Consider the following 23,500-nt stretch of genomic DNA (forward strand, 5'->3'; position numbering starts at 1 on the left):
GTTTAGGTGTGTATCAGTTAGCCATACCAGCCGTTAACGGAATTTATGGTTTGACAACTTATAAATAACCGCATCGCCATAAATTACTCATTCGGTAAGCCTTTTCCTAAAATAATCGAATAACCTTCTTCTTAGTTCAGGAGTTGATAAAGCACAATAAAACACTCAACGTATTATGGAAACGCAGCAACGATTGCAGGGAAAGAAGGTAGCTATTCTGCTAACCGACGGATTTGAACAGGTCGAAATGACGGAGCCCCGTAAAGCCTTACAGGACGCAGGAGCCACTACGCACCTGATCGCCCCCAACGGTGGTGAAGTGAAAGGATGGGACGAAACCGAATGGGGCGACAGCTTCCCGGTCGACCTACCGCTGGCCGGTGCCGACCCGAACCAATATGACGCGCTACTTTTGCCCGGTGGCGTAATGAACCCGGATACGCTCCGGACAGAGCCGAAAGCCGTTCAGTTTGTCCGGCATTTCTTTGAATCGCATAAGCCGGTAGCCGCGATCTGTCACGCGCCAATTATGCTCATAGAAGCCGGTGTCGTGAACGGGCGTAAGCTGACCTCCTACCCGTCAATTAAAACGGACCTCATCAATGCTGGTGCCAACTGGGTCGATGAAGAAGTGGTAACCGATCAGGGTCTGGTCACGAGCCGCAAACCCGATGACATTCCGGCTTTCAATCGCAAAATGATTGAAGAAATACGGGAAGGCAAGCACCAGGGCCAACACGCATAACGGCCCATAAAGTTGATGAACACAAAGACGCGGAGAACACGGGGAAAAGCAAAACTCTGTGTTCTCCGCGTCTTTGTATCTCCGCTTCGGTGGTCCGATGTGTTCATTCACCAGTTTTTAATCAAATACGGTATCTCTTACCAAAACGTATCTTTTGTAGTTTGTATACCTAATGTGCAGGGCTACTCACTAAAACTACACAAGAATGCGTACTTTCTACTGGCTGCTGGTTTGCGGACTTTTGGCCCAAAGTGGCTTCGCCCAAATCAACACATTACCCATTTACAAGCCCGACATTCTCAAAAGCGACTGGCTTATTACGCCTGTAACCCAGAAAGCAGGCGTTTACCAGGCCAATAGCGGGAAAGAACTGGTACTGGCAAATGGCCTCATCAGTCGTCGGTTTCGGATTAGGCCCAATCTGACAACAATCGATTACCAGAATTTATCCACGAATGAGCAGTTCATCCGGGCAGTAGGTCCCGAAGCGCGGGTGACGTTGAATGGAAAAACCTACGCCGTTGGTGGTCTTTACGGCCAGAAGGAGCGGGCGTATCTGCGTGACGAATGGCTCGATGGATTCACTGCCAACCCGGCCGATTTCCAGTATACATCCTTCAGCGTTTCTCCAACACAGCCGTATATCAACTGGCAATCCCGCACCTGGACCCTCAACCGAAAGCAACCCACCGGCCAGGAACTTACCCTGCATTTTACCTCAAAACAACCCGATTTGCAGGGCGTCGACGTTGCCGTTCATTATGCACTTTACGACGGCCTGCCTGCACTCAGCAAGTGGGTGACCATCTCAAATAAAACGCAGCAAGCATTTCACATTGACCAGGTCGTCAATGAAGTTCTGGCCACGCCCGAAGAAGAGTCGGCGGTGGTGGGGAAGCCGGAGCAGATGAAGAAACCCCAGCGGATTTACATCGAGAACAATTTCGCTTTCAACAATGCCATGCGGTATGACCTTTCCGATCAGGCCACGCACTGGAAAACAGATTCGCTCTATACGTCGCAGGTGAATTACAATTACGAAACACCCTGCGTGCTCGAAGTATATCCCGGCCTCGGTGTTGGCATCGACGTAGAGCCGGGACAAACCTACACGTCCATCCGCACCTACGAACTCCTCCTGGACAGCTACGACCGGGAGCGAAACGGGCTGGCTCGTCGGCAATTCTACAAGACTGTTACGCCCTGGACAAGCCAGAATCCTATTTTCATGCACCTCGTCAGCACCGATCCGGTTATCGTAAAGCGGGCCATTGACCAGTGCGTCGAAACGGGTTACGAGATGGTCATTCTGAGCTTCGGCAGTGGCCTGAACATGGAAGATGCCAGCGACGCGAACATCAAGAAGTTCAAAGAACTAGCCGATTACGCCCACGCGAAAGGTATTTTACTGGGTGGCTATTCACTTTTCAGCAGCCGCCGGATCGACGACGAGAATGACGTGATCGACCCAAAAACCGGCCTACCCGACAAAGGGGCTTTCTTCGGCAACGCGCCCTGTCTGGCCAGCAAATGGGGCATCAATTACCTCAACAGCCTGAAGAAGTTCATTACCGAAACCGGCTTCGATCTGCTCGAACACGACGGCCCCTACCCCGGCGATGTATGCGCGTCGACCAAACATCCCGGCCACAAAGGGCTGAGCGATTCACAATGGGTGCAGATGGAAATGCAGAAGGGCTTTTACCGATTTCTGAATGAAAAAGGCGTGTACATCAACGCCCCCGACTGGTATTTTATGGATGGCACTAACAAGATTGCCCTGGGTTATCGGGAGGTTAATTTCTCGCTCTCCCGTGAGCAGCAGAAACTCCTGAACCGGCAAAACATCTTCGACGGCACCTGGGAGAAAACACCCGCGATGGGCTGGGGTTTTGTGCCGCTCACCAAATACCAGGGCGGTGGCCCCGAAGCCGTACTGGAACCCCTCAGCGAACACCTGACGGACTATAAACAGTTGATGATGCAATATTACGGCGCGGGTGTGCAAGCCTGCTACCGGGGCCCTCGACTCTACGATACCGAAGCGACCAAGCAGACGGTGAAACAAGTGATTGACTGGTACAAAAAGTATCGCCCCATCCTCAACGCCGACCTGATTCACCTACGCCGGGCCGACGGCCGCGACTGGGACGGGTTCATGCACGTCAGCCCAACGGGTAAAGAGAAAGGACTGGTCATGTTGTTCAACCCGCTAAAAACGAAAGTCACCCGCACGATCAAACTGCCGCTCTACTACACTGGCCTGCGCGACACGGCGATGATTCGTCAGGGCGAGGGCAAAGCGAAAATGTACAAACTGAGCCGGAATTACGAAATTGAACTGACGGTGGAGATTGAGCCGGAGAGTTATGGGTGGTGGGTTGTGGAGTGAAAAGGCATATAATTGCCGTAAACTAAAACGCTGTCAACACCCTAAGAGCGGAATCAGTAGGTTTGTATGGCATCTTTCCATTTGATATTTGACCCACCTTTCTTAAGCACCGTTTCATGTCTCCACTTGATCAACTCTTAGACGACGTAGCGTCGGCCCGAACCCAGTATACATACGAAGTTGAAAAACTCACCGAAGAACAAGCTCACTGGAAACCCTCTGCCGACGAATGGAGTGCTACGGAAATCACCGAACATTTATACTGGGCAGAACACGGGGGTATCTGGGGCATGTGGCGGGCCTTTCATGCACACCAGGCTGGCACCCCCATCTGGACGGGTGAATTAGTCCACAGAGGACTACCGATCGAAACAATTATTGAGCGCACCTGGCAGGAAAAAGAAATTGTACCCCTTATTGCCGCTCCCCGCATGGGTGGCCCGGTGGCGTTCTGGCTATCGGCCTTTAACAGCCTTCAGCAACCGTTGCGTGATTTAAGTACCGCTCTGGCCGACGCTGATTTGGAGTCGATCATCCACCCTCACCCTCTTTCCGGTCCGCTGGATATTCGGCAGCGATTCGAGTTCCTGCGCTTCCACATCGACCGTCACCGGAAGCAGGTAATGGTGCTAGGCGTGCGTTAGATCAAGTCTGGGAAGTTGGCGCGAACCATGGCTGCGAACGGTTTCGTACTATCAGCAGCTACACGTACAAATTCTTTAGCCTTTAGGATTAAATCTTCTAAGACCGGCCAGGGTTGTTGCATAATATGGCTGTACTGCTCACGCTCTAGGTCAGTAATCATATTCAGATCAACACCTGCAAAAGCAATGTTAAGTTTAACATTTTGCAGATAAGCCTCTCTAACCCTATTTAACGTATCTCTCTCTATCCCAAAACCAGCAATCGATAATTCACCACGTTTATTCTTGGCTACGGGTACATGACGATTAAATGTGATGTGGTCCTCAGGGTTATCCACTGACGGGTGAATTAGTAGAGGAGATTCATCAAGGTAGTTAAATGTGTGATTCATCGCCCGCTTGGTTTCATCAGAAAGCGGGAAGTAGTTTTTCTTGAAACGCTGATTACAAATCTGACAGGAGAAGAACAAATTATCCCAATCATAAGCCAACCAGTAATAACCTGGCCGGACTAACTTTTCATCACGCGTTTTCGTGAACCCTGCCTTTGGTCGAAAATGCTCGACGTCGCCATAACCATTTGCGGTAAAATCTGCTTCGCAGAAACAGCATTTCCCATGCTGCTCACTGATGAGTTGTTGCTTCACCGACTCATCACCGTATATGGTTGATTTTATCGTAAACTTGGTAGCTCCACTATCGTAGCTAGCAGAATCGGTCGAGTATAGTCGGCAATTCTCAGCTTTCTCGGTAACCCCATCGCTGGCTAATAAGGCTGGAACGTTTGTGGATTTAGCGATACGAATCATTGAACCTCCTGCTTACTTCGCAACTCGTTTGCTAATTGCTGAATAATGGTTTCAGCCTTAATCTCGTCCTGGTTATTACCAAATGGGATGAACCCAATTTTTTCATCCAATTCGGCCAGACGAACCTGTTCTTTTTTTGCCAGCTTTGGCTTTGCCAATAGTGCATCACGCTCCACACGTAACTCCGTCAATGGTTCAGAAACTGGTGGTACATACCCAAATAGATCGCTGTTCAAGATCTGGTCTACGCTCCATTTTCCAACATCTACCGGATCATTCACAACGACAGTATGATCATCTTCGCGTTTTAGCAGGATGATATTTGCATCCAAAGGTCGCTCCTCTGCCGCTAAAACGATCAACGGACTATGCGCAGTGACAATGAATTGCGTATTGGGAAACGTTTCGGTCAGAAACTGAATGATGGTCCGCTGAAATTTCGGGTGCAGGTGCAAATCAATTTCATCGACCAGACAAACGGCAGGTTCGGCAAGGGGATTTTCACTAGTAGGATAATAACTAAACAATCCTTTGGCAAAATCAATAATCCAAGCAATTAAGGTTTTATACCCTAGGCTCAATTCACTCATCATCACTTCGCCATAATTTGTTTCAAAAAAAACAGGGGTAGAACCATAATAACTCCTCGATTTAATCTCTTTTACTTCACTAAGAAAGAGCTTCATTAAGGACGATTTCACCAGTTCGTAATTATTACTAATATTTTTCAGATAGTTTAATTCTGCTTCTAATAGCCAAGACTCTGCACTGGCTAACTGAGCTGTTTCGTCAAATAAATTCGCAACAGTACTTATTTGCTCTGCCCTATCCGATACACTTCCAACACGTCTAGATGCTCCATACGCGAAAATCAAAAAATCCTCACCAAGTTTCTGAATATTATAAGACAACCCACTTGACAAAACAAATGGCCCCATATGACGATGTGCCTGTAGTCTTATATTACTGACCAAATTAACCTCTTCTTCTCCTTTTTTAACTATTCCACCCATCGATGGTTCTGAACTATTATGCCTCAGCATTGGAATAATGTCTCTGTCAGATGCCTTTCCTGAAAGAATACTTATCCCCTTCAACACCGTTGTCTTCCCCGTTCCGTTATCTCCTAAAATCACATTCCAGCGGGCGGCTTTCCCGTCTTTGTCGGTGAAGTTGATTGTCTGCTTCGTACCGAAGGAACGGACGTTTTCAAGCGAGATACTCTTGAACCAGACGCGGGGATTTTCAGTAGCCATACTTCTTACATTTATATAAACTCAATTGTCAGTGTATCGCTGAGCCCGGATGAGACGTTCAGGTTACGCTAAAACAACATAGGCGAAGATACCGAAATATCTTCGCCTAACCGTAAACGGTAACCCGAAAACCGTACCTCCTACTTCTTCACTTTGTTCTCGAACAGAAACACGCCGTTCTTGTTGGCGATGACGATGTCGGGTTTTCGGTCGCCGTTCATGTCTTGTGCTACGATGTTGAGGCCTGCGCCGGAGTCGTTATCGATGATGTGCTCCTTGTAGTAAGGCACCTTGCCGGGCGTGAACTCAAACCACAACAGGATCCCCGGATCACTGTCGCCGGGGTCGCGGCCGTGGTGGGCCAGAAAACGCTTGCCGGTGACGTAGTCGGCACGACCATCGCCGTTGAGGTCAGACATGATGGACGAGTGGGTTTGTGCGGTGGTGTTGCTCATGAGGTGGGTTTTGAAGTTGATGCCGCCCTGCTCATCGGCTACCTGCTCGTGCCACCAGATACCCAACGCATGTGCCGATGCACTGACGACGTCCATTTTTCCATCGCCGTTCACATCCAGCACCTGCATATGCGAGCAGGGTTCGCCCAGATCGGCTGGATGGAAGACCCAGTTGCCCGATTTGTTATCGGCCGTTCCTTTAAACCAGCCATCCCGAATTACGACGTCTTTAATACCGTCTTTATCCACATCGCCATAGCCAATACCGTGGGAGAAAATCTCCGTTCCGGGTACGTTTTCCTTGCTTAGCGGGTACCGCGTCCACTCCGTTTCGCCGGATTTCGACGGTGGCTTTAGCCAGACAATCTGCTTTTTAGCCTTGTCGCCACACAGGATGTCGAGTCGCCCGTCGCCATCAATGTCAATGAATCCAGGCGACTCGTTGGCGATACCGACTGAGTCAGCAATGATGTGTTTTTTCCACGCGCCCGAGGTGGCCGCACCCGCTTTGTTCTTCGGGTTTTCGAACCAGAAAGCGGGTTTACCGGGGAAGTCGATAATGACGACATCGTCCCACCCATCCAGATTGACGTCCATACCGAGGTTCAGGAACGACTCGCTGTATTCCTTCCGAGGATCGAAGGTGCGGGAGGGAGCCATTTCGTGGCGGGTCCAGTTGGGAGCTTCAAACCAGTAGTAACCCGCCACAATATCCATGCGTCCGTCTTTGTTCAGATCGGCCACAGCTACCCCTTCCGAGATGAAATCGCGGGTGAGGGTGGTCTTTTTAAAATCACCCGCCGGAACAACCGGGGTCGCTGAACTGGCGGCTCTCGGAGTAGTTTCAGCCTGCTTTTGGCGGACATCAAAGAGAGTTTTCTTCTCCTGGCCGTAGACGCTTGTCAGGCAACAGGCGAGGAGGATGGTGTGTAGGATACGTTTGGTCATGGCCATGGCGTTCGTCGTCATCGGGTCAGGTCTGATACGGTCATGCGTGCTACCGAGGGCTACACCCCCGGTTATCCATCGTCAACCCCTTCGGGGTTGTTAGGTTACTGTCTGTCACTTCACAACCCCGAAGAGGTTGACTGTGGGTAGCCGGGGGTTCAGCCCTCGGTGGGCGGTAGGTTTATTTTTTTACTCCTCCAGCACTTTAGCTATCAGTTCCTGAATTTCGTGGTTCTCGTGCGAATGGTCTAGTTTACCCACACGGTCGTTCAACTCTTTGAGCAGTTTCTTCGCATCGTCGGTACCAATGGCGCCAATGCGCTGAATGGTGTAGGGCAACTGTTTCGGCAGCTTCGACTTCTGCGCCATTTCGAGCGCCCGTTTCATGTCGATAGCGGCCAAAGGCTCGGATGCATACCAAACCATTAATGGCAGATTATGGTCATCCTTATCCTGAACTTTCTGCACCAGCGCATCCATCACATCCCATCGCTGAGCCGGGTCCAGCCGCAGCATGGCCGACGTCAGATATAACCGAACGAGCGCTGAGTTGTCGTTCTGTGCCAAAGCCGCAAAGCGTTTCAGGGTTTCGGGCGATACGTTCTTATTTTCCGTCAACAACTGAATGGCCCAGCTCCGAACATAGTCATTTTCATTCGCCAGCAAATCTGTCAACTCTTTTTCTGAAAGGCCTTTCGTTACGTGCAAAGCCCATAACGCGCGGAGCTTCCGAGTCGGGTCAGGATTTTTCGCCAGGATTTCCTTGAGCGCTTTGTGTACTTTTTTGTTCGGGCCGCGCTCCTGTAACAGGGTACGGGCCTGACGTACGTACCATTCGTTGGCATTCAACTGGTAATTGACCAATTCCATGTCCGATGCTTTGGAAAGGTCGACCTTAGCCCATTTGTCGTTTTCGTTGGTGATCTTGAAAATCCGGCCCATCGTTTTGTTATGCACATCCGGGTTTGGGCTGTGGCACTGGTTTTTGTCGTACCAGTCGATGGCCCAGACCGAACCGCTGGGGTCGTATTTCATATTCAGCCACTGCGACCAGGAGTCGTTCATGGTCAGGAAATCCGGTTTGTGCGTAACCATGTAGCCCGATCCGGCCCGAACGGGGTGGTCATTATTGAGCTTGGCCCCGTTGATGTTGTTCATAAAAATATCATTCCGGTATTCCTTCGGCCAGCTATCGCCCCCCAGATAAATCATGGCGCCGGAATGGGCGTGACCGCCACCGGCCGAGGCCGACCGGAAGTTACCCGCATGGGGTCCGCGTTCGCCTACCCAGTGTACGTGATCAGCGTGGGTTTTAATATCGTCGTAGGTGTAGGGGTTGAAATGCTTACCGGCCTGCCGGAAATAACGTCCGCCCTGAATCATGTTGTACATGTGCGGAATCACACAGGCCGTTACGAACGCATGCCCGTAATCGTTGAAATCGAGTCCCCATGGATTGCTGGTGCCTTCAGAAAACAATTCGAACTTCTGGGTGGTAGGATGAAAGCGCCAGACACCAGCGTTCAGCTTCGTCCGTTCCGAATCGGGGGCACCCGGCTTGCCAACATTGGAATGGGTAAAGACGCCATGTGTGCCGTAGAGCCAGCCGTCAGGCCCCCAGCGGAGGCTATTTAGTACTTCATGAGTATCGTCGGTACCCCAGCCATCGAGCATTTTCTGAGGTGGCCCCAGCGGTTTGTCCGTTTTAAAGTCGGTGGGAATGAACAACAGGTACGGCGCTGCCCCCAGCCATACACCCCCCATACCTACTTCAATACCACTCACCAGGTTCAGTCCTTCGGCAAAGACCTTCCGGCTGTCCAGTGTGCCATCGCCGTTGGTGTCTTCCAGAATCAGGATGCGATCGCGGCCCTGCCCTTCCGGTGCCGGAACGGGGTAAGTGTGCCCTTCAACCACCCAAAGTCGGCCGCGTGGATCGAGGGTAAAGCAAATAGGTTTGACAACATCCGGCTCAGCGGCTGCCAGCGTGATTTTGAACCCTTTGGGCAAGGTCATTACTTTGGCCGCTTCGATGCCCGACAGCCCGGCATGAAGAACGGGATCGAGGGGCGGCAGAATGATAATGTCTTTCTGGTTCAGCTCATTCGGAAAAACCGGCCGGGTGGCATAGAACTGAAAATCATCGAAGTTAATGTGCGCCAGCTTATCATTCGGAATGTATGGAATCTGCGAAATACCGGTTTCGTTGTCGATGATCCGAATGAAGATTTCCTGATTCAGATACGGTTTCAAATCGACCACCACCGGTTGAAGCGTGGCCCGTCCCTGCCCGGTGCTGTGAAAGATAACCTTGTCTGTTCCGGCCTGTACGAGTTCGACCCGCGTATCCTGCAACGCCCCACCCGACACCTTGAAGGCAGCAAACGGCTGGGTGACGGTAAACGGAACAGACGTCAACGTGCCGGTTTGCTTATAATTTACAGTACCCCCGCTGCTCAGGAAATACTTCCCGTCGAAGCCGATATGCATCTCCTTGTCATGCACCGGCGACGGGTCCTGATCGATGAGCGGATTCGTGAACGCGTCGCCCGTAGCGGTCCAGTCGGCCAGTGTACCCGTTTCGAAGTTCAGGTTGAGCGGTTTCCCATTTTTCATCGGCAGTTTACCAGCAACGGTCGCGGTGGTCAGCGACCCCTCCACTACCTCGAAATTACCGACCATGCCAGCCGCCCGGTGGCCCGGAACCGAGCAGTAATAAGTATCGCTTTTGTCGGCGGTAAACGTAATGCTGGTGCTGGCTCCCTTGTCGTTGATCGACTTACTTTTGAGTCCCAGCTTCTCCAGCGAAATGTCGTGCGTCATCTGCTCGCCATTGGTAATCGTAATCCGAACGCGGTCGCCTTTGTTGGCTTTCAGCGTTGGGTTCCGGGCACCGTCTTTCGAGAAATAGCCGAGCATGGTAGCCTCCATCGCATACTCGCGATCGACCTTCTCCGGTGTTTGAGCAGCCGGTTTGGCTTTAGTCGATTGGGCAATGACTGACAGGCTGGACAGAGCAAGGGCTGCGCCGACAAAAGGGATGAATAAATAAGACCTCTTCATGGGAATAAGTCGTAAGCCGGTGAATGTAAATACGTTTATCTATGAAACTAAATGACTTGATTTTCTACTGATTAGGCGGTGTTTCAGGTGGTGTGGTGTCAGTTTTAAGAAACTGACACCATATTCCGTACACAAACATTGCTCTCACAACTCCACAACTACTAAATCCCGAAACTCAACCTGCGCAATCCCCCCGCTGTGAATCTGAACGGCAATGACGCCTTTTTGCGGAATCTTGCTGTCTTTCTCAATGTAATCGCAGGTTTTCACGCCGTTGATGTATAGTTCATGACGGTTGCCTTTGCAACGGATGATATAGCTGTTCCAGCCGTCTTCCTTCAGGATGTGCCGGAGCGTTCGCAGGTCGCCACCCACGAGTTTTTCCCGGCGGTGTTCGTCGTACAGATCACCCCAGAACCCGTTGCCAATGTCAGCCTGATAGCCTACTATCTTACCCCCTTCCAGCAAAGACCGGTACTGAATACCGCTGTTGATCATACCCGTTTTGGGGTCACCGTGCAGCCGGAACAGGCAGCGAAACTCAAAATCACCGTACTCTTTCAGGGTGTGCAGGTAGGTGTTCTCGGGTATCTTGTGCACGCCGTCACCGCTTTTGATCATGCTGTCGGCAACCGACCACAGCTTTTGATGGGCGGGGTCTACGGTCTTCCAGCCGGTCAGGGTCTTGCCATCGAATAAGGAAACTACTTTCTCCGGCGACTGGGCAAAAACGGGAGACTGACTAACAAAGGCGAAACATACTAGAAGCAATCGCTGGAGAGTGTTCAATGGAAAGCGCATACGTATACATTACTTAGGGTCAACAAACAGCATTATAGTGATAGTGAAAGCAACTACTGCTCTTCGTGGTGTCAGGTCAAAGGAACCGGCATTACGCGAAGACCCGCCCCCACAGGAGCCACGGGCGGATACCGCAAGCTCCGGTCAAGTTGCTTTCTACAGCGCCGGGTAATTTTTAGCGGCATCGTCCAGCACCAGTATCCAATCCTGTCCATACCCCTGCGTAGGTGGTTTGAATTGCATTGGCTTCTGGTTATCGAACATACCCGCCGATTGGGTTTTCCCCGAACGCGGGTCGAACCAGGTTGCGGTAATGCTCTTGCCCGAAATCTTGCCTGGATTGACCGTAAAGGGTTTTCCTACAGACGAGTACACGAAGGCGTAATCGGCACCCCGTGTAGCCTGAATCCGTTCGGCGGGGCCAAGGTTGTTTTCCACAATCAACGACTGGTCGGGTACGCGAATGAGCAGCGGGCGGGCCGTCATCAGTCGCCGGACGTGCTTCATCTGGTTGGCACCGGGCAGATTAAGCGCTTCCGGCCAGAAGATATGCGGGCCATTAACGGCCGGTCGTTTACCACTATACATCTGCCAGATGTCATGGCATCCGTACGTATGCCCGTGAGCCCCCGCAAATAAGTCCAGGTAAGCATATAGTCGTACATCATAGGCGTTGGATGTGCCCAGATCTTTGGCGTTGAAACAAACCGGATGATCCTCATAGATCGGTTCGGCATCCATTGTAGGCTTCACAGGCTGATTATTGTAGGACACCGTAATGTTATCGTACATGGTGTTGTTGCGACAGTGCCCGTTCTGGTGCATATTGAAATCGAACCAGGCATCATTCTTGAACCATTTCGATGCGCCCCCGTCGAGACCGTTAGGCTGCGGGTGATACGTCATTAAGGCTTTATCGGCGCCACCCACCGCTTCCTGGATACCGGCGGCCATCGCTCGCCAAAGGTCTACATCCGATGAGCCATCGCGCGGCTGGCGGTCGCCCCCTAGTACCCAAACAATGTTTTCGCGGTTTTTGTAGCGATTGCCCAGGTATTGCCCATACGTTCGCGCGTTGGTAGGATTGAAAATCTCCGGCCCCTGTCCCCATGAACTTTTAAAAACTTTGTCGCCCCAGGTTGGCAAAAAAGCAACCACAATTCCGTATTGGGCAGCTTTATCAACGATGTAATCGACGTGTTTGAAATAAGCTTCGTTAGGTTTGGTCGGGTCGTTATTCACCAGCGGCACTTCGCCGTATGGATTGGGTTCTTTCAGGCCGTCGAACTCTGCCAGCGCTACTGCCTGCACCACCGTAAACCCCTGTTCGGCCCGGCGTTTAAGGTACTGGTCGGCTTCTTCGCGGTTGAGTCGATGGAAGAGTTCCCAGGCTGTATCGCCAAGCCAGAAAAATGGTGTGCCGTCCTGATGAACCAGATACCGTTTGTTGTCTGAAACCTTCAGGCGCCCCTGCGTGAAGGGTTGCTGCGCCAGCAAGAAACCGGGCACATACATAAGTAAAAACAGGGAAACAAACGTCTTCATACGGGTTAGAAACAGCCTGATTAATTCGTGGAGGGCAACAGATCAGCAGTTGACATTGAGATAAAGAACTGTGCCAATAAAAGGCACAAATAGCCCGCTGGTTACTCCTTCTCACGACGCATAAACCATTAAAACTAAGCCCATGCCCTACTTACAAGCCGGTCCGGTCAACGTCCGTTACGAAAACGGCTTCCTGCGCTATGTCTCACTCGGCGAAACGGAACTTGTCAGAATGATCTACTTCGCCATTCGCGACCATAACTGGCTCACGGCCGCATTGACGTTGTCCAACGAAGTAATCGAGCAAGCCACTGATTCATTCCAGATTCACTACGATTGGCAGACCAACGATCTTGGCATCCGGATGGCTGGTCAGGTGTCGATTCAGGGGGAAGCCGACGGAACAATTACGGTCGATTGGTCGGGTAAAGCACTGAACAGTTTCCAAAAAAATCGGGTTGGTCTGTGCGTGCTGCATCCTATTGAGGGCGTGTCGGGTCAACCTGCTGAGTTAATCGCCCCGGACGGACAGCAGACGAACGGGCATTTCCCAACCTTTATCAGTCCGCACCAGCCATTTCTCAACATACAGACCATGCGCTGGAAACCGGCGTCCGGCGGCACCTGGCAGCTCGCTTTTTCGGGCGAGGTGTTCGAAACCGAAGACCAGCGCAACTGGACCGATGCGTCCTTCAAAACCTATTCGACACCGCTTTCCCGGCCCTTCCCGGTTACCGTACAGCCGGGCGATGTGTTCCAACACCGTATCATCTTCAGCCAATCAAATCAGGAAATATCGGCCGAATCAGTACCCATTGAGAAGCCACTGGCGGATAATCCAACAACAAAACCGCGAATTGGCGTTGGACAGCGTACCGACGGCCCGCCCCTGACGGATACTGAAGCGACTTTGTTGAAAAAGCTCAACCTCACCCACCTGCGGGCCGATGTTTTCTTTAGCCTGCCCGATTGGCAAACCCGACTAAGCGACGCCATTGCCGATGCAAACCAACTCATTATCCCGCTGGAACTGGCCGTGTTTTTTAATGACGAATCGTTAAACGAGCTGGAGCTTTTACACCAGTTTTTACAGACAAAAAACTCGGTCATTCAGTCCATTATCCTCTATGACGCCACAACACTAACCACCTCAACTAAACGCTTACAGGCACTTGTTCCGGTCCTGCGCGCAAGCTGGCCGGGCGTTTTGATTGGCGGGGGCACCGACGACAACTTTGCCGAACTGAACCGGAATCCGTTTGATTTTTCGCTGGTCGATTTCGTGGCTTACTCGGTTAATCCACAAGTTCATGCGTTCGATGATCTCACTTTACTGGAAAACATTGCCGGGCAGGTCGAAACGGTCCGATCTGCCCGGCAGTTGAGCGGAGGTAAACCTATTCACATAACGCCGGTAACGCTGCGGTCGCGCTTCACCACCCGCGCCGGGTCTGCCACCGAACGCCTGAATCAACCCCCCGACCCGCGCCAAACCACCGACTTCGGAGCCGACTGGACCCGCCGAAGTCGGCAAGCGCTCACCGATGCGGGTGTTGCGTCGATTACGTACTATCAGTCGCACGGGCCAAATGGTTTGGTAAACGGCGAAGTTGTGTATCCGCTGGCTACTGTTGTGTAATACCGAGCGTCGCAATACACCCGCTCTTTGTCGGTTTCACACTGCCTTTACGAACGGCAGTACCCGTATTTTTGTCTGAACATAACCCGTAAACAACATGCCGAAAATCACGACATTCCTGACCTTTAACGACCAGGCCGAAGAGGCCGCGACCCTGTACACATCCATCTTTAAGAACTCGCGAATCACGCAAACCCGGCGCTTGCCTTCGGGTACCGTTATGTCGGTTAGTTTTGAACTGGATGGGCAGGAATACATAGCCATGAATGGCGGTCCATCTTTCACTTTCTCTTCGGGCATTTCGCTCTTCGTTCATTGCGATACGCAGGACGAAGTGGACACCTATTGGGACAAGCTAACCAAAGGTGGTGAGCCCGGCCAGTGCGGCTGGTTAAAAGATAAGTTCGGTGTTTCCTGGCAGATCGTTCCCAAATCACTGGGTCAACTGTTGGGAGATAAAGACCCCGAAAAGGCCAAGCGCACCATGCAGGCCATGCTGAAAATGACAAAGATTGATACGAAGGTGCTGGAAGAAGCGTAGGGTAAGCCAACGACTGTATGTATTTATTTCCCACCCGATTTACCTGTTATGTGGTCAGGGATATGGCTGGCTTTTTTCGTCTGCTGCTACATGTTGGTTTACGGGTCTTTTGGCACGTTCTGCACACACTTAACTAACCCTGCCACGCCTTCCGGATCAGCCAATTAGTAATGCTTCTACAGTTGATACTTTTTGTTAAAAGAACTTAACGGCTTACAACGCAAGTACCTGTTGTTGCATCTTTGGAGAAACTAATTTCTGATCATACGATGAAACGTTATGTATTGTTAATGAGTCTATTTCTGCCTGTTTACGGCTTTGCCCAATCATCGCCGGATGCTCACCAGCAGGATTTATTAGGCCAGGGGCACATTCTGGTAGGCGTCAATGCGGGTGGTGGCTATGGGAGTGGTATAGGCACGGTGAGCCAGATAACACCCCGTATCCAGTATTTTCTGAAAGATGGCTGGTCCATTGCGGCCGAAGGCCGCTACGTGAATACCGGGGCGCAATTCAGGTATTTCGGGGGCGGTTTGTCAACGCGTTATTATTTTTTACGCAGCACCCGTTTTGCCCTGTTCGGTCAGGTGGGAGCGACATACGGCCAGCGTACCTACAGCCGGACAGAACCAACGAACCCGTATCAAACCCTGTCCGGATTCAAAGGAAATACCTGGCAAGCAAACGCAGGTCTCGGTGCCCATTATCGGTTGGGGAGCCGCTGGTCTGTTGAAGCAATGGTCGAACGCAGCCAGTTTCAGAAGGCAAGTTTATCCTCCGATAAAAGCGGCTGGCAGGGAAGCGTAGGCATCAATTTCCGACTTAAGTAGCGAACTACAATACCGGGCCGCTTCCTCCGGGTAAGTTTCAGCCGGACCAACGTTTTGGTTACTGACTATTGGCCGCAATAGTTATACGTAGTACTGAGAGAAGGTTTTGAGAAACCTTCCTTGTCAGATGTAAGCATCTGACAGCACTTCACTGTCAGCACCAAGGAAACGGCCAATTAAAAACGCGAAAAGGGCGGAGATCTTAACAACCTCTGCCCTTTTCTAAATTATACACCTAAATCTGTTAATCTTAAGCTTCTTCGGTCTGCAACTGTTTTTCGTACAGTTCGCGGTAGGCTCCGTTTTTCGCCAGCAGGTCGTCGTGGGTGCCCTGCTCGATAATCTCGCCGTCGTCCAGCATGATAATAAAGTCGGCTAGCTTCGCGGACGAAACACGGTGCGAAATCACCACCGATGTCCGGTCGGCCATGATGCGCTGAAGGTTGTTCAGGATGATGTTCTCTGTATTGGTATCCACAGCCGAGAGGCAGTCGTCCAGAATCAGGATTTTGGGATTTCGGGCAATAGCGCGGGCAATACTTAACCGCTGTTTCTGCCCGCCCGACAGGGTAACCCCCCGCTCACCAACGCGGGTATCGAACTGCTCCGGAAACTCAAGTACGTTCTGGTACAGATCGGCATCGCGGATGGCCTGCTCTACACGCTCCTGCGGTAAGTCGGGCTTGCCAAAACGAACGTTGTTGCTGATCGTTTCGGAGAACAGAAAAACGTCTTGCGGCACATAGCCCATCTGCTCACGCAGGGACGTTAGGTTGTAGTCTTTGATCGAAATACCATCCACCCGAATCTCGCCCGAGGTTACGTCATACATCCGCGTCAGCAGGTTAGCCAGCGTACTTTTACCGGAACCGGTTGTTCCCAGAATAGCCACTGTTTCGCCCGCCCTAACGTGCATCGAGAAGTTCTTGATGGCCGTAATGCCTGAGTCGGGATACACAAAGCGAACGTTTTTAAACTCAATTTCGCCGTTTATGGTGTGCTGAATATTCTTCTGCGACACAATGTCGGTTTTGATGTTCAGGAATTCGTTGATACGCTCCTGCGACGCGGCTGCCCGCTGCGTCTGGCTCGTTGTCCAGCCCAGCGCCATAACCGGCCATGTAAGCATGTTCACGTACAGAATAAACTCGGTGATATTGCCCGGCGTAAGTCGTCCGGCCAGGATTTCCTGCCCGCCAACAAAAATCACCAATACATTGCTCAAGCCAACCAGAATGGCGACGATGGGAAAAAACAGCGAATCGACCCGCGTCAGGCTGAGTGATTTGTTACGGTACTCATCGCTCTCCAGTTCAAATTTTGCCGCCGAGTTATTCTCTTGCACGAACGCTTTCAGGACGCGAATCCCGGAAAACGCTTCCTGCACATAAGTTGACAGCCGCGACAGCGACCGCTGAATTTCTTCCGACCGACGAATGATGATATTATTGACGATATAAATCGCCACCGACAGCACGGGTAGCGGCAGCAGCACATACAACGACAGACGAGCGTTGATGCTCACCATATAGGTGATCACCAGAATGAACAGCACGATCAGGTTGAGGCCGTACATAATACTGGGGCCAACGTACATCCGCACCTTGCTCACATCTTCCGAAATACGGGCCATCAAATCGCCGGTATTGTGCTGACGGTAGAAGCTCAGCGGGAGTGTCTGGTAGTGGTCATAGATCTCGTTTTTAAGGTCATATTCCACATGGCGCGACATCACAATAAGGGTTTGTCGAACCAGGAACAGGAAAAAACCTTTCAGCAGGGCCATTACCAATGTGAGCAGGCCAAACAGCAGAATGCTGAACGTGAACACGTCATAAAGCGCCGACTGAAGCGGAGATTTATCGTAGAGGTAATAGATATCCAGCGTTTCGCGCACCAGATCAAGCGCATAGCGCACCAGCTGCGCCGGAAAAATACCAAACAGATTGGAGATGATGGTGAACACCGTCCCCAGAATCAGGTACCATTTATACTTTAGAAGGTATTTATTTAGATAGGAAAGAGCTTTCACAATTCGACCGGCAACGTTTAATTCCTAACCGTCCGGCACGGGGAAAAGTTGCAAGGGGCGGTGTCAGTATTAGGCGTGAGGAGTGCTGACGCATGTTATGCAGCCGGACGGCTTCTCGCACCTCACTCTTCACGCCTAATACTGACACTAATTTGCCTTTCTCCCCAGAAACTACTACTTTTGCACCCGATTTAAGCAGTTCTTTTTCATACTGGTAGCAAATAGACTAAGGCGGGATGCTCAACAGGCGACTACTCCGAATAAAGGTCATGCAGGCGATATATGCGCTTCGGCAGGCCGAATTTTCCAATCAACAACTAGCCATCGACGGCATCAATGACCTCTTCCAACCCGACCTGAACTCGATGTTGCCGCAGAACAAGCGACAACTGGAAGGCTACCGGAAACTTGCCGGCCTGCTCTTTGAAGAGGCTGTCAAAGAGAATAAGCCCGCTCAGGACGACGAAGCGCCCAAAAACGTACTCAAAGCCGCTAACGACGGTTATTTATTCTACCAGATTCGCACCAAGAAAGACCGCCAGCACCTCGCCCAGATGATGCTGAAGCAGGTAAACGGCATCTACGACGATTATCTTCTTGTGTTGACCCTGCTCGTCGAACTCGGACAAGTGGCCCAGATTGACAGCGAACGCCGATATCGCGACGTCGATGAGACGCCTTTCCCCTTCGAATCGACGCTCTACGACAACACCGTTATCAAGGCGCTTGCCCAGCACCAGCCGCTGCAAAATGAAGCCGTCCGACACAACATTTCCTGGACCGAAGACCTCGGATTTGTTCGGAAAGCCCTGCGCGAAGCCCTCAAAACCGACGATACTTACCGGGCCTACTGCGAGAAGCGAACCCACACCGCCGATGAAGATCAGGCGCTGGCACAACATGTGCTCCGTAGTCTGGTATTCAAGCATGAGGTAATTCGCGATCACCTGTCCGAAATCGATCTGAGTTGGGCCGAAAACAGTGAAGTGGTTCGGGGCCTTGCCATCCGGACGTTGAAATCAGCTCAGGGTGCAACGGGTCTGCAACTCGAACCACTTACCGACGACTGGGAAGAAGATGAATTATTCCTGAACACACTGTTCGAAAAATCAATAGAAAACGATGCCGATTACGAGCAACTTCTGGCCGACCAGCTTAAAAACTGGGACGTTGAACGGGTGGCAATGATCGACAAGATTATTCTAAAACTGGCGGTTTGTGAGTTGCTCAGTTTCCCAAACATTCCGGTCAAGGTAACGATTAATGAATATATCGAACTTGCAAAAGCGTACAGTACGCCTAAAAGCGGTAAATTTGTGAATGGTATCCTGGATAACCTCTCCGAAAAGCTACAGGCTTCGGGCCGTTTGCGTAAAAGTGGACGTGGGTTATTGGATAATAAATAAACGAGTTGCCAGTTTATAAGTTACGGATTATGATTTTTGGGTAACGACAGGCCATGGCGCTTTTAGGAGCTCGAACGTCAAAACCGTCAGCTATAAACCACAAACCACAAAATTTTTTTAGAAATGAGCAGAATTGGCCGTGATTTAACCTTTTTGCTAACCGGAATTGCTGCCGGATCTCTTATCGGTTTGCTGTATGCGCCCGATAAGGGCAAGATTACCCGCGACCGCCTGTCGTTCCGATTGTCGAAATACAGAGAGCAGATTAATCAGTTGCTGGAAGAACTGGGGAACTCGGTAGAATTACCCGAAAACTCATCGAAAAACGAAGGTCAGCGTGTTGTGAACGACGCCCGCGAAAAAGCGGAGCGCCTACTGGAAGATGTGGACCGGCTAATGGCACAGATCAAACAGCAAAACGCATAGTAGTCGGTATGTCCGGCTTATCCATTACCGATGGGCCGGACGTTCTAATAATCATACCTCAGCAATGCACCTCAAAAACTGGCTGCTCGTGGCGGCCTTCGCGGGATTAAGTTTTGGTCAGATCAGCTGCGACAATCGGCAGCAGGGCCAGGCTTCCAAGGAAACGGCTTCGACCAAAATGCCGAAGATCACCTTTACCGAAAAGGGTATTTACGATTTTGGTACCCTCACGGAAGGTGACACGGTCGAGCACGTATTCGCCTTTACCAACACGGGCGAATTCCCACTGATTATCAACAACATTACGGCTTCCTGCGGCTGTACAACGCCCGAGTGGCCACGCGAGCCGGTAGCTCCCGGCAGCAAATCATCGGTACGGGTACGCTTTAACAGTCGGGGCAAAAGCGGGCAACAGAACAAAACCATCACCATCTTTGCCAACACGGAACCGTCCATGACCGACCTCCAGTTCAAGGCGCTGGTTGTACCAAAAGCCGAAACCACCAAAACGTCCTAAACTCACTCTCCTATGTTGTCCATTCTGTTACAGGCCGCAGCCGGCTCCAACACCTCAATGATTTACAATGTGCTCCTTTGGGTAGCCATCATTGGCGTGTTTTACTTCTTCATGATTCGTCCGCAGCAGAAAAAGCAGAAAGACCAGAAGAGTTTTGTTGACAATCTTAAGAAAGGCGATAGCGTTGTCACCATCGGTGGTCTGCACGGCCGTATTGCCTCCGTCGATGCAACCACGGTGACGCTGGAAGTTGACCGGGGTGTTAAAATGACCTTTGAAAAAAGCTCCATCTCGCGTGAGGCAACGGTAAAACCAGCCGCCGAAGCGGAGAAACAATAGCGTGTGAATACCGTCCCAAACGTTCGCTCCTTTCAACCGACAAAAGCACTGCTCTGCATAGGGGCGGCTGCTCTGTTCTGGTTTCTGAACGCCCTCAACAAGCCGGGTTACACACTTAATGTTGAGTATCCGATTCGGTTTGTTTACGACGATTCACTATTTATTGCCACCTCGCCACTCCCTCACTCCGTTCGGGTGAACGTATCGAGCGATGGCTGGGGGCTGTTGCGCCATTCGTGGCTGCCCTTCCGCATCGAGCCGGTCGATTATGTCGTTCAGAATCCCTTGCGGGCAACAGCGATCAATACAACCTCGCTGGCCGCAGCCCTGGCCGAACAGGTAAAAAAACTGCACGTCAATTACGTTGTTGCCGATACGCTGGCGCTTAGTTTCGACCGGCATATCACCAAAACAGTTCAGCTCCTCCCAGACAGTCTGCATCTGGACATGGCCCCGCGCTTTATGGTATCGAGCGTCATCAACATGACTCCGCGAACCATTCAGATCGACGGTCCGGCGAAGCTGGTCAAAGGTCTACCGGATACAATTTTGGTACGAATTCCGCGCAAACGTATTTCGGACAACTACGACGAAGAACTGCCCCTCAATCAACTGCGTCACCCGCTTCTGCATACCAGCGCCAACCGGGTAGCTGTTAGCTTCGAAGTGGGCGAATTGCTATCGCCACAGGTAAACAGCGAAAGAGTGAAAGAGTGAAAGAGCTGACGCAGGCTATTTTCATTCTTTCGCTGTTTCACTCTTTCACTCTTTATGAAAGCTCCCCTCCAGATTGGTGTAACCGGTGGCATTGGGTCGGGTAAGAGTGTCGTTTGTGCCGTGTTCAAGGCCCTCGGCATTCCCGTTTATGAGGCCGACGAACGGGCAAAATGGCTCACCGAACACGATCCTATCCTAAAAGCCGATATTCAGCGGGTTCTCGGCGCAGACGCTTATACGCCAACCGGCCGGTATAATCGGGGGTGGGTGGCCTCTCAGGTATTTGCCGATCCGGCATTGCTAGCCGCCCTCAACGCCGTGATCCACCCGCGCGTTTTTACCGACACAGCAGCCTGGGTCAATGAACACGCCGACAAGCCCTATGTCGTGAAAGAAGCCGCCCTGATGAATCAACGGGCAGGTGATGGCAACACACTCAACAAGATTATTGTTGTATGGGCTCCCGTAGCCCTGCGTATACAGCGAATCCGTAAACGCGACCCCCACCGTTCCGACGCTGAGATTCAGAATATTATTGACCGCCAGCTGAGCGATGAAGCACGACTTCGCCTTGCCGACTATAGTGTGACGAACGACGAGACGCAATTGCTGCTCCCACAGATTATTCGGCTGCATGAGGATTTTTTGCAACAGGCGGCTAACTAGTGGCCTTTCTGCCGTAATTTGGCCTGTTACTTTGTCAATGAGCCAAATCGAATGAAACAACCCCTACGCCTGCTTACTGCCTGCGCCGGCAGCTTTTTACTGGGTGCATTTATTACCAACGACGACCCCATGAAGCCCCTGACCGCCGAAATGGTCGATGTGGCCTCCAAAGTTTTCGGTTTAGACTTTACCCCCGCCGAGCGTGACTCCATGCTCGGCAACCTCAATAATGCCCGCGCCAATTACGAAGCCCTCCGCAAAATCGACTTACCGAACGATGTGGCACCTGCCTTGTATTTCAATCCGGTTCCGGCGGGCTTTACCATGCCTACCGGCCCCTCGTCGTTCAAGGCCTCACCTGCCGGTAAGGTTACGCTTCCCAAAAACCGGGATGAGCTGGCTTTCTACACCGTCGGGCAACTCGGTGAGCTGATCCGGACAAAACAAATCACATCCGTCGAGCTCACACAATTTTTCCTGAATCGACTCAAAACATATGACCCGAAATTACACTGCGTCATTACCCTGACCGAGGAACTGGCGATGAGTCAGGCCAAACGTGCCGATGCAGAACTGAAGGCGGGCAAATACCGGGGACCATTACACGGCATCCCCTACGGCGCTAAAGATCTGCTCGCCAAAAAGGGCTACAAAACGACCTGGGGAGCCATGCCGTATAAAGACCAGACTCTCGACCTCGACGCCACCGTTGTGAAACGACTCGAAGACGCGGGGGCGGTATTATGCGGCAAAATGACCCTCGGTGCCTTAGCCATGGGCGATGTGTGGTTTGGCGGCATGACACGCAACCCCTGGAGTACGACAGCCGGTTCCAGCGGCTCGTCGGCAGGATCGGCATCGAGTGTATCGGCAGGATTACTACCCTTTGCCATCGGTACCGAAACACTGGGCTCTATTGTATCGCCCTCTACCGTTTGCGGCACCACCGGGCTACGACCAACTTTTGGGCGGGTGAGCCGGCACGGGGCTATGGCGCTGAGCTGGAGCATGGATAAGATCGGGCCGATTACCCGCAGTGTAGAAGACTGCGCCCTGGTATTCAATGCTATTTACGGCCCCGATGGCAACGACCCCACCGTCATGGCCGCGCCTTTCCGGTATACCCCTCTGACAACCCTGAAAGGCACGCGCATTGGCTATGTAAAAAAAGCCTTTGAAAGCAACTACCCAAATCGCGCCAACGACTCGCTTACGCTCCAGACGTTGCGTAACCTGGGTGCTGAGCTGGTACCGTTCGACTTACCAACGGGCGTTCCGGCCGGGCGAATCTCGTTCCTGCTCACAGTTGAGGCAGCGGCCTCGTTCGATGAGCTGACCCGCTCCAATCGCGACGACCTCATGGTACGACAGGGCAAAAATGCCTGGCCGAACTCATTCCGTTCGGCCCGTTTTGTGCCAGCCGTCGAGTACATTCAGGCAAACCGCGCCCGTACCAAACTCATTAACGAGATGGCGGCCCAACTAAAAGCGGCTAAAATTGATGTGTATGTGTCGCCTGCCTATGCGGGCGGAAACCTGACGCTGACCAACTTGACGGGACACCCCTGCGTAGTGCTGCCCAATGGATTCACGAAGCAGAATCTGCCCACCAGCATTACATTCAATGGGCAACTATTTGAAGAGGGAAAGGTGCTGGCGGTGGCCAAGGCCTATCAGGATGCTACCCAATGGCACCAGAAACACCCGACACTACAGTAAGGATGTTACC

20 protein-coding genes are annotated in these 23,500 nt (G+C 51.7%); 13 read left to right on the forward strand and 7 right to left on the reverse strand.

All coding sequences use genetic code 11. From position 1 onward, the window contains the following. Nucleotides 1-175 precede the first annotated feature (175 nt). From ACYVJM_RS12665 to ACYVJM_RS12675, 3 genes are all read left to right on the forward strand, one after another. Complete coding sequence (locus ACYVJM_RS12665) at nt 176-745, forward strand: type 1 glutamine amidotransferase domain-containing protein (protein ID WP_461148587.1); 570 nt, start codon at nt 176-178, stop codon at nt 743-745. A gap of 205 nt (nt 746-950) precedes the next feature. Beyond that, nucleotides 951-3,137, forward strand: coding sequence for an alpha-galactosidase (locus tag ACYVJM_RS12670; RefSeq protein ID WP_461148588.1), 2,187 nt, complete (start codon nt 951-953; stop codon nt 3,135-3,137). 116 nt (nt 3,138-3,253) lie between these two features. Then, complete coding sequence (locus tag ACYVJM_RS12675; protein ID WP_461148589.1) at nt 3,254-3,781, forward strand: DinB family protein; 528 nt, start codon at nt 3,254-3,256, stop codon at nt 3,779-3,781. Here ACYVJM_RS12675 and ACYVJM_RS12680 read toward each other — a convergent pair. The 6 genes from ACYVJM_RS12680 to ACYVJM_RS12705 all read right to left on the reverse strand — a co-directional run bounded on the left by ACYVJM_RS12680 (nt 3,778) and on the right by ACYVJM_RS12705 (nt 12,658). Continuing rightward, the gene (locus tag ACYVJM_RS12680) at nt 3,778-4,590 is read right to left on the reverse strand and encodes an HNH endonuclease family protein (protein WP_461148590.1); all 813 of its coding nucleotides are present in this window, start codon (nt 4,588-4,590) and stop codon (nt 3,778-3,780) included. The two genes, ACYVJM_RS12675 and ACYVJM_RS12680, sit on opposite strands and share 4 nt — an antisense overlap. Further along, nucleotides 4,587-5,846 carry an AAA family ATPase gene (locus tag ACYVJM_RS12685; RefSeq protein WP_461148591.1) on the reverse strand — a complete coding sequence of 420 codons (1,260 nt, stop codon included), beginning with the start codon at nt 5,844-5,846 and terminating at the stop codon, nt 4,587-4,589. Before ACYVJM_RS12685 ends, ACYVJM_RS12680 begins: the two co-directional genes overlap by 4 nt. A 140-nt stretch (nt 5,847-5,986) precedes the next feature. Continuing rightward, nucleotides 5,987-7,249 (reverse strand): FG-GAP repeat domain-containing protein, encoded by a 1,263-nt coding sequence (locus ACYVJM_RS12690; protein ID WP_461148655.1) that lies wholly within the window; start codon nt 7,247-7,249, stop codon nt 5,987-5,989. 189 nt (nt 7,250-7,438) lie between these two features. Further along, the gene (locus ACYVJM_RS12695) at nt 7,439-10,312 is read right to left on the reverse strand and encodes a PVC-type heme-binding CxxCH protein (protein WP_461148592.1); all 2,874 of its coding nucleotides are present in this window, start codon (nt 10,310-10,312) and stop codon (nt 7,439-7,441) included. Nucleotides 10,313-10,456: 144 nt separating this feature from the next. Further along, nucleotides 10,457-11,113, reverse strand: a complete 657-nt coding sequence (locus ACYVJM_RS12700; RefSeq protein ID WP_461148593.1) for a 3-keto-disaccharide hydrolase — start codon at nt 11,111-11,113, stop codon at nt 10,457-10,459. A 156-nt stretch (nt 11,114-11,269) separates the two neighbouring features. Next, nucleotides 11,270-12,658 (reverse strand): glycoside hydrolase family 140 protein, encoded by a 1,389-nt coding sequence (locus ACYVJM_RS12705; RefSeq protein ID WP_461148594.1) that lies wholly within the window; start codon nt 12,656-12,658, stop codon nt 11,270-11,272. A gap of 142 nt (nt 12,659-12,800) precedes the next feature. On the opposite strand from ACYVJM_RS12705, the gene ACYVJM_RS12710 reads away from it, so the two are divergent. From ACYVJM_RS12710 to ACYVJM_RS12720, 3 genes are all read left to right on the forward strand, one after another. After that, nucleotides 12,801-14,297 (forward strand): hypothetical protein, encoded by a 1,497-nt coding sequence (locus tag ACYVJM_RS12710; RefSeq protein ID WP_461148595.1) that lies wholly within the window; start codon nt 12,801-12,803, stop codon nt 14,295-14,297. A 97-nt stretch (nt 14,298-14,394) separates the two neighbouring features. After that, a complete protein-coding gene (locus tag ACYVJM_RS12715; protein ID WP_461148596.1) occupies nt 14,395-14,838 on the forward strand; it encodes a VOC family protein in 444 nt (147 codons plus the stop codon). Nucleotides 14,839-15,107: 269 nt separating this feature from the next. Then, nucleotides 15,108-15,668: an outer membrane beta-barrel protein gene (locus tag ACYVJM_RS12720; RefSeq protein ID WP_461148597.1), complete on the forward strand. Its 561-nt coding sequence runs from the start codon at nt 15,108-15,110 to the stop codon at nt 15,666-15,668. Between the two features lie 250 nt (nt 15,669-15,918). Here the strand turns inward: ACYVJM_RS12720 and ACYVJM_RS12725 are convergent, their stop codons facing one another. Continuing rightward, nucleotides 15,919-17,700, reverse strand: coding sequence for an ABC transporter ATP-binding protein (locus ACYVJM_RS12725; protein WP_461148598.1), 1,782 nt, complete (start codon nt 17,698-17,700; stop codon nt 15,919-15,921). A gap of 269 nt (nt 17,701-17,969) precedes the next feature. On the opposite strand from ACYVJM_RS12725, the gene nusB reads away from it, so the two are divergent. The 7 genes from nusB (at nt 17,970) to ACYVJM_RS12760 (ending at nt 23,490) form a co-directional block, all read left to right on the forward strand. Next, complete coding sequence (gene nusB, locus ACYVJM_RS12730; protein ID WP_461148599.1) at nt 17,970-19,106, forward strand: transcription antitermination factor NusB; 1,137 nt, start codon at nt 17,970-17,972, stop codon at nt 19,104-19,106. Between the two features lie 123 nt (nt 19,107-19,229). Beyond that, nucleotides 19,230-19,532, forward strand: coding sequence for a YtxH domain-containing protein (locus tag ACYVJM_RS12735; protein WP_461148600.1), 303 nt, complete (start codon nt 19,230-19,232; stop codon nt 19,530-19,532). A gap of 64 nt (nt 19,533-19,596) precedes the next feature. After that, nucleotides 19,597-20,049, forward strand: coding sequence for a DUF1573 domain-containing protein (locus ACYVJM_RS12740; protein ID WP_461148601.1), 453 nt, complete (start codon nt 19,597-19,599; stop codon nt 20,047-20,049). 12 nt (nt 20,050-20,061) lie between these two features. Beyond that, nucleotides 20,062-20,388: a preprotein translocase subunit YajC gene (gene yajC, locus ACYVJM_RS12745; protein WP_461148602.1), complete on the forward strand. Its 327-nt coding sequence runs from the start codon at nt 20,062-20,064 to the stop codon at nt 20,386-20,388. A 3-nt stretch (nt 20,389-20,391) separates the two neighbouring features. Continuing rightward, nucleotides 20,392-21,105 (forward strand): hypothetical protein, encoded by a 714-nt coding sequence (locus tag ACYVJM_RS12750; RefSeq protein ID WP_461148603.1) that lies wholly within the window; start codon nt 20,392-20,394, stop codon nt 21,103-21,105. 54 nt (nt 21,106-21,159) lie between these two features. Then, a complete protein-coding gene (coaE, locus tag ACYVJM_RS12755) occupies nt 21,160-21,771 on the forward strand; it encodes a dephospho-CoA kinase (RefSeq protein ID WP_461148604.1) in 612 nt (203 codons plus the stop codon). Nucleotides 21,772-21,822: 51 nt separating this feature from the next. Then, nucleotides 21,823-23,490, forward strand: a complete 1,668-nt coding sequence (locus ACYVJM_RS12760; RefSeq protein ID WP_461148605.1) for an amidase — start codon at nt 21,823-21,825, stop codon at nt 23,488-23,490. Nucleotides 23,491-23,500: the final 10 nt, after the last annotated feature.

It is taken from the genome of Spirosoma pulveris (assembly GCF_054781875.1).

Bases quoted from the DNA above. Each gene is read 5' to 3' on its own strand.
- ACYVJM_RS12700 (WP_461148593.1), bottom strand. From the start codon at position 11,113: ATGCGCTTTCCATTGAACACTCTCCAGCGATTGCTTCTAGTATGTTTC.
- ACYVJM_RS12720 (WP_461148597.1), top strand. From the start codon at position 15,108: ATGAAACGTTATGTATTGTTAATGAGTCTATTTCTGCCTGTTTACGGC.
- ACYVJM_RS12665 (WP_461148587.1), top strand. From the start codon at position 176: ATGGAAACGCAGCAACGATTGCAGGGAAAGAAGGTAGCTATTCTGCTA.
- nusB (WP_461148599.1), top strand. From the start codon at position 17,970: ATGCAGGCGATATATGCGCTTCGGCAGGCCGAATTTTCCAATCAACAA.
- ACYVJM_RS12695 (WP_461148592.1), bottom strand. From the start codon at position 10,312: ATGAAGAGGTCTTATTTATTCATCCCTTTTGTCGGCGCAGCCCTTGCT.
- ACYVJM_RS12740 (WP_461148601.1), top strand. From the start codon at position 19,597: ATGCACCTCAAAAACTGGCTGCTCGTGGCGGCCTTCGCGGGATTAAGT.
- ACYVJM_RS12675 (WP_461148589.1), top strand. From the start codon at position 3,254: ATGTCTCCACTTGATCAACTCTTAGACGACGTAGCGTCGGCCCGAACC.
- ACYVJM_RS12735 (WP_461148600.1), top strand. From the start codon at position 19,230: ATGAGCAGAATTGGCCGTGATTTAACCTTTTTGCTAACCGGAATTGCT.
- ACYVJM_RS12710 (WP_461148595.1), top strand. From the start codon at position 12,801: ATGCCCTACTTACAAGCCGGTCCGGTCAACGTCCGTTACGAAAACGGC.
- ACYVJM_RS12760 (WP_461148605.1), top strand. From the start codon at position 21,823: ATGAAACAACCCCTACGCCTGCTTACTGCCTGCGCCGGCAGCTTTTTA.
- ACYVJM_RS12680 (WP_461148590.1), bottom strand. From the start codon at position 4,590: ATGATTCGTATCGCTAAATCCACAAACGTTCCAGCCTTATTAGCCAGC.
- ACYVJM_RS12690 (WP_461148655.1), bottom strand. From the start codon at position 7,249: ATGACCAAACGTATCCTACACACCATCCTCCTCGCCTGTTGCCTGACA.
- ACYVJM_RS12705 (WP_461148594.1), bottom strand. From the start codon at position 12,658: ATGAAGACGTTTGTTTCCCTGTTTTTACTTATGTATGTGCCCGGTTTC.
- yajC (WP_461148602.1), top strand. From the start codon at position 20,062: ATGTTGTCCATTCTGTTACAGGCCGCAGCCGGCTCCAACACCTCAATG.
- coaE (WP_461148604.1), top strand. From the start codon at position 21,160: ATGAAAGCTCCCCTCCAGATTGGTGTAACCGGTGGCATTGGGTCGGGT.
- ACYVJM_RS12715 (WP_461148596.1), top strand. From the start codon at position 14,395: ATGCCGAAAATCACGACATTCCTGACCTTTAACGACCAGGCCGAAGAG.
- ACYVJM_RS12670 (WP_461148588.1), top strand. From the start codon at position 951: ATGCGTACTTTCTACTGGCTGCTGGTTTGCGGACTTTTGGCCCAAAGT.
- ACYVJM_RS12685 (WP_461148591.1), bottom strand. From the start codon at position 5,846: ATGGCTACTGAAAATCCCCGCGTCTGGTTCAAGAGTATCTCGCTTGAA.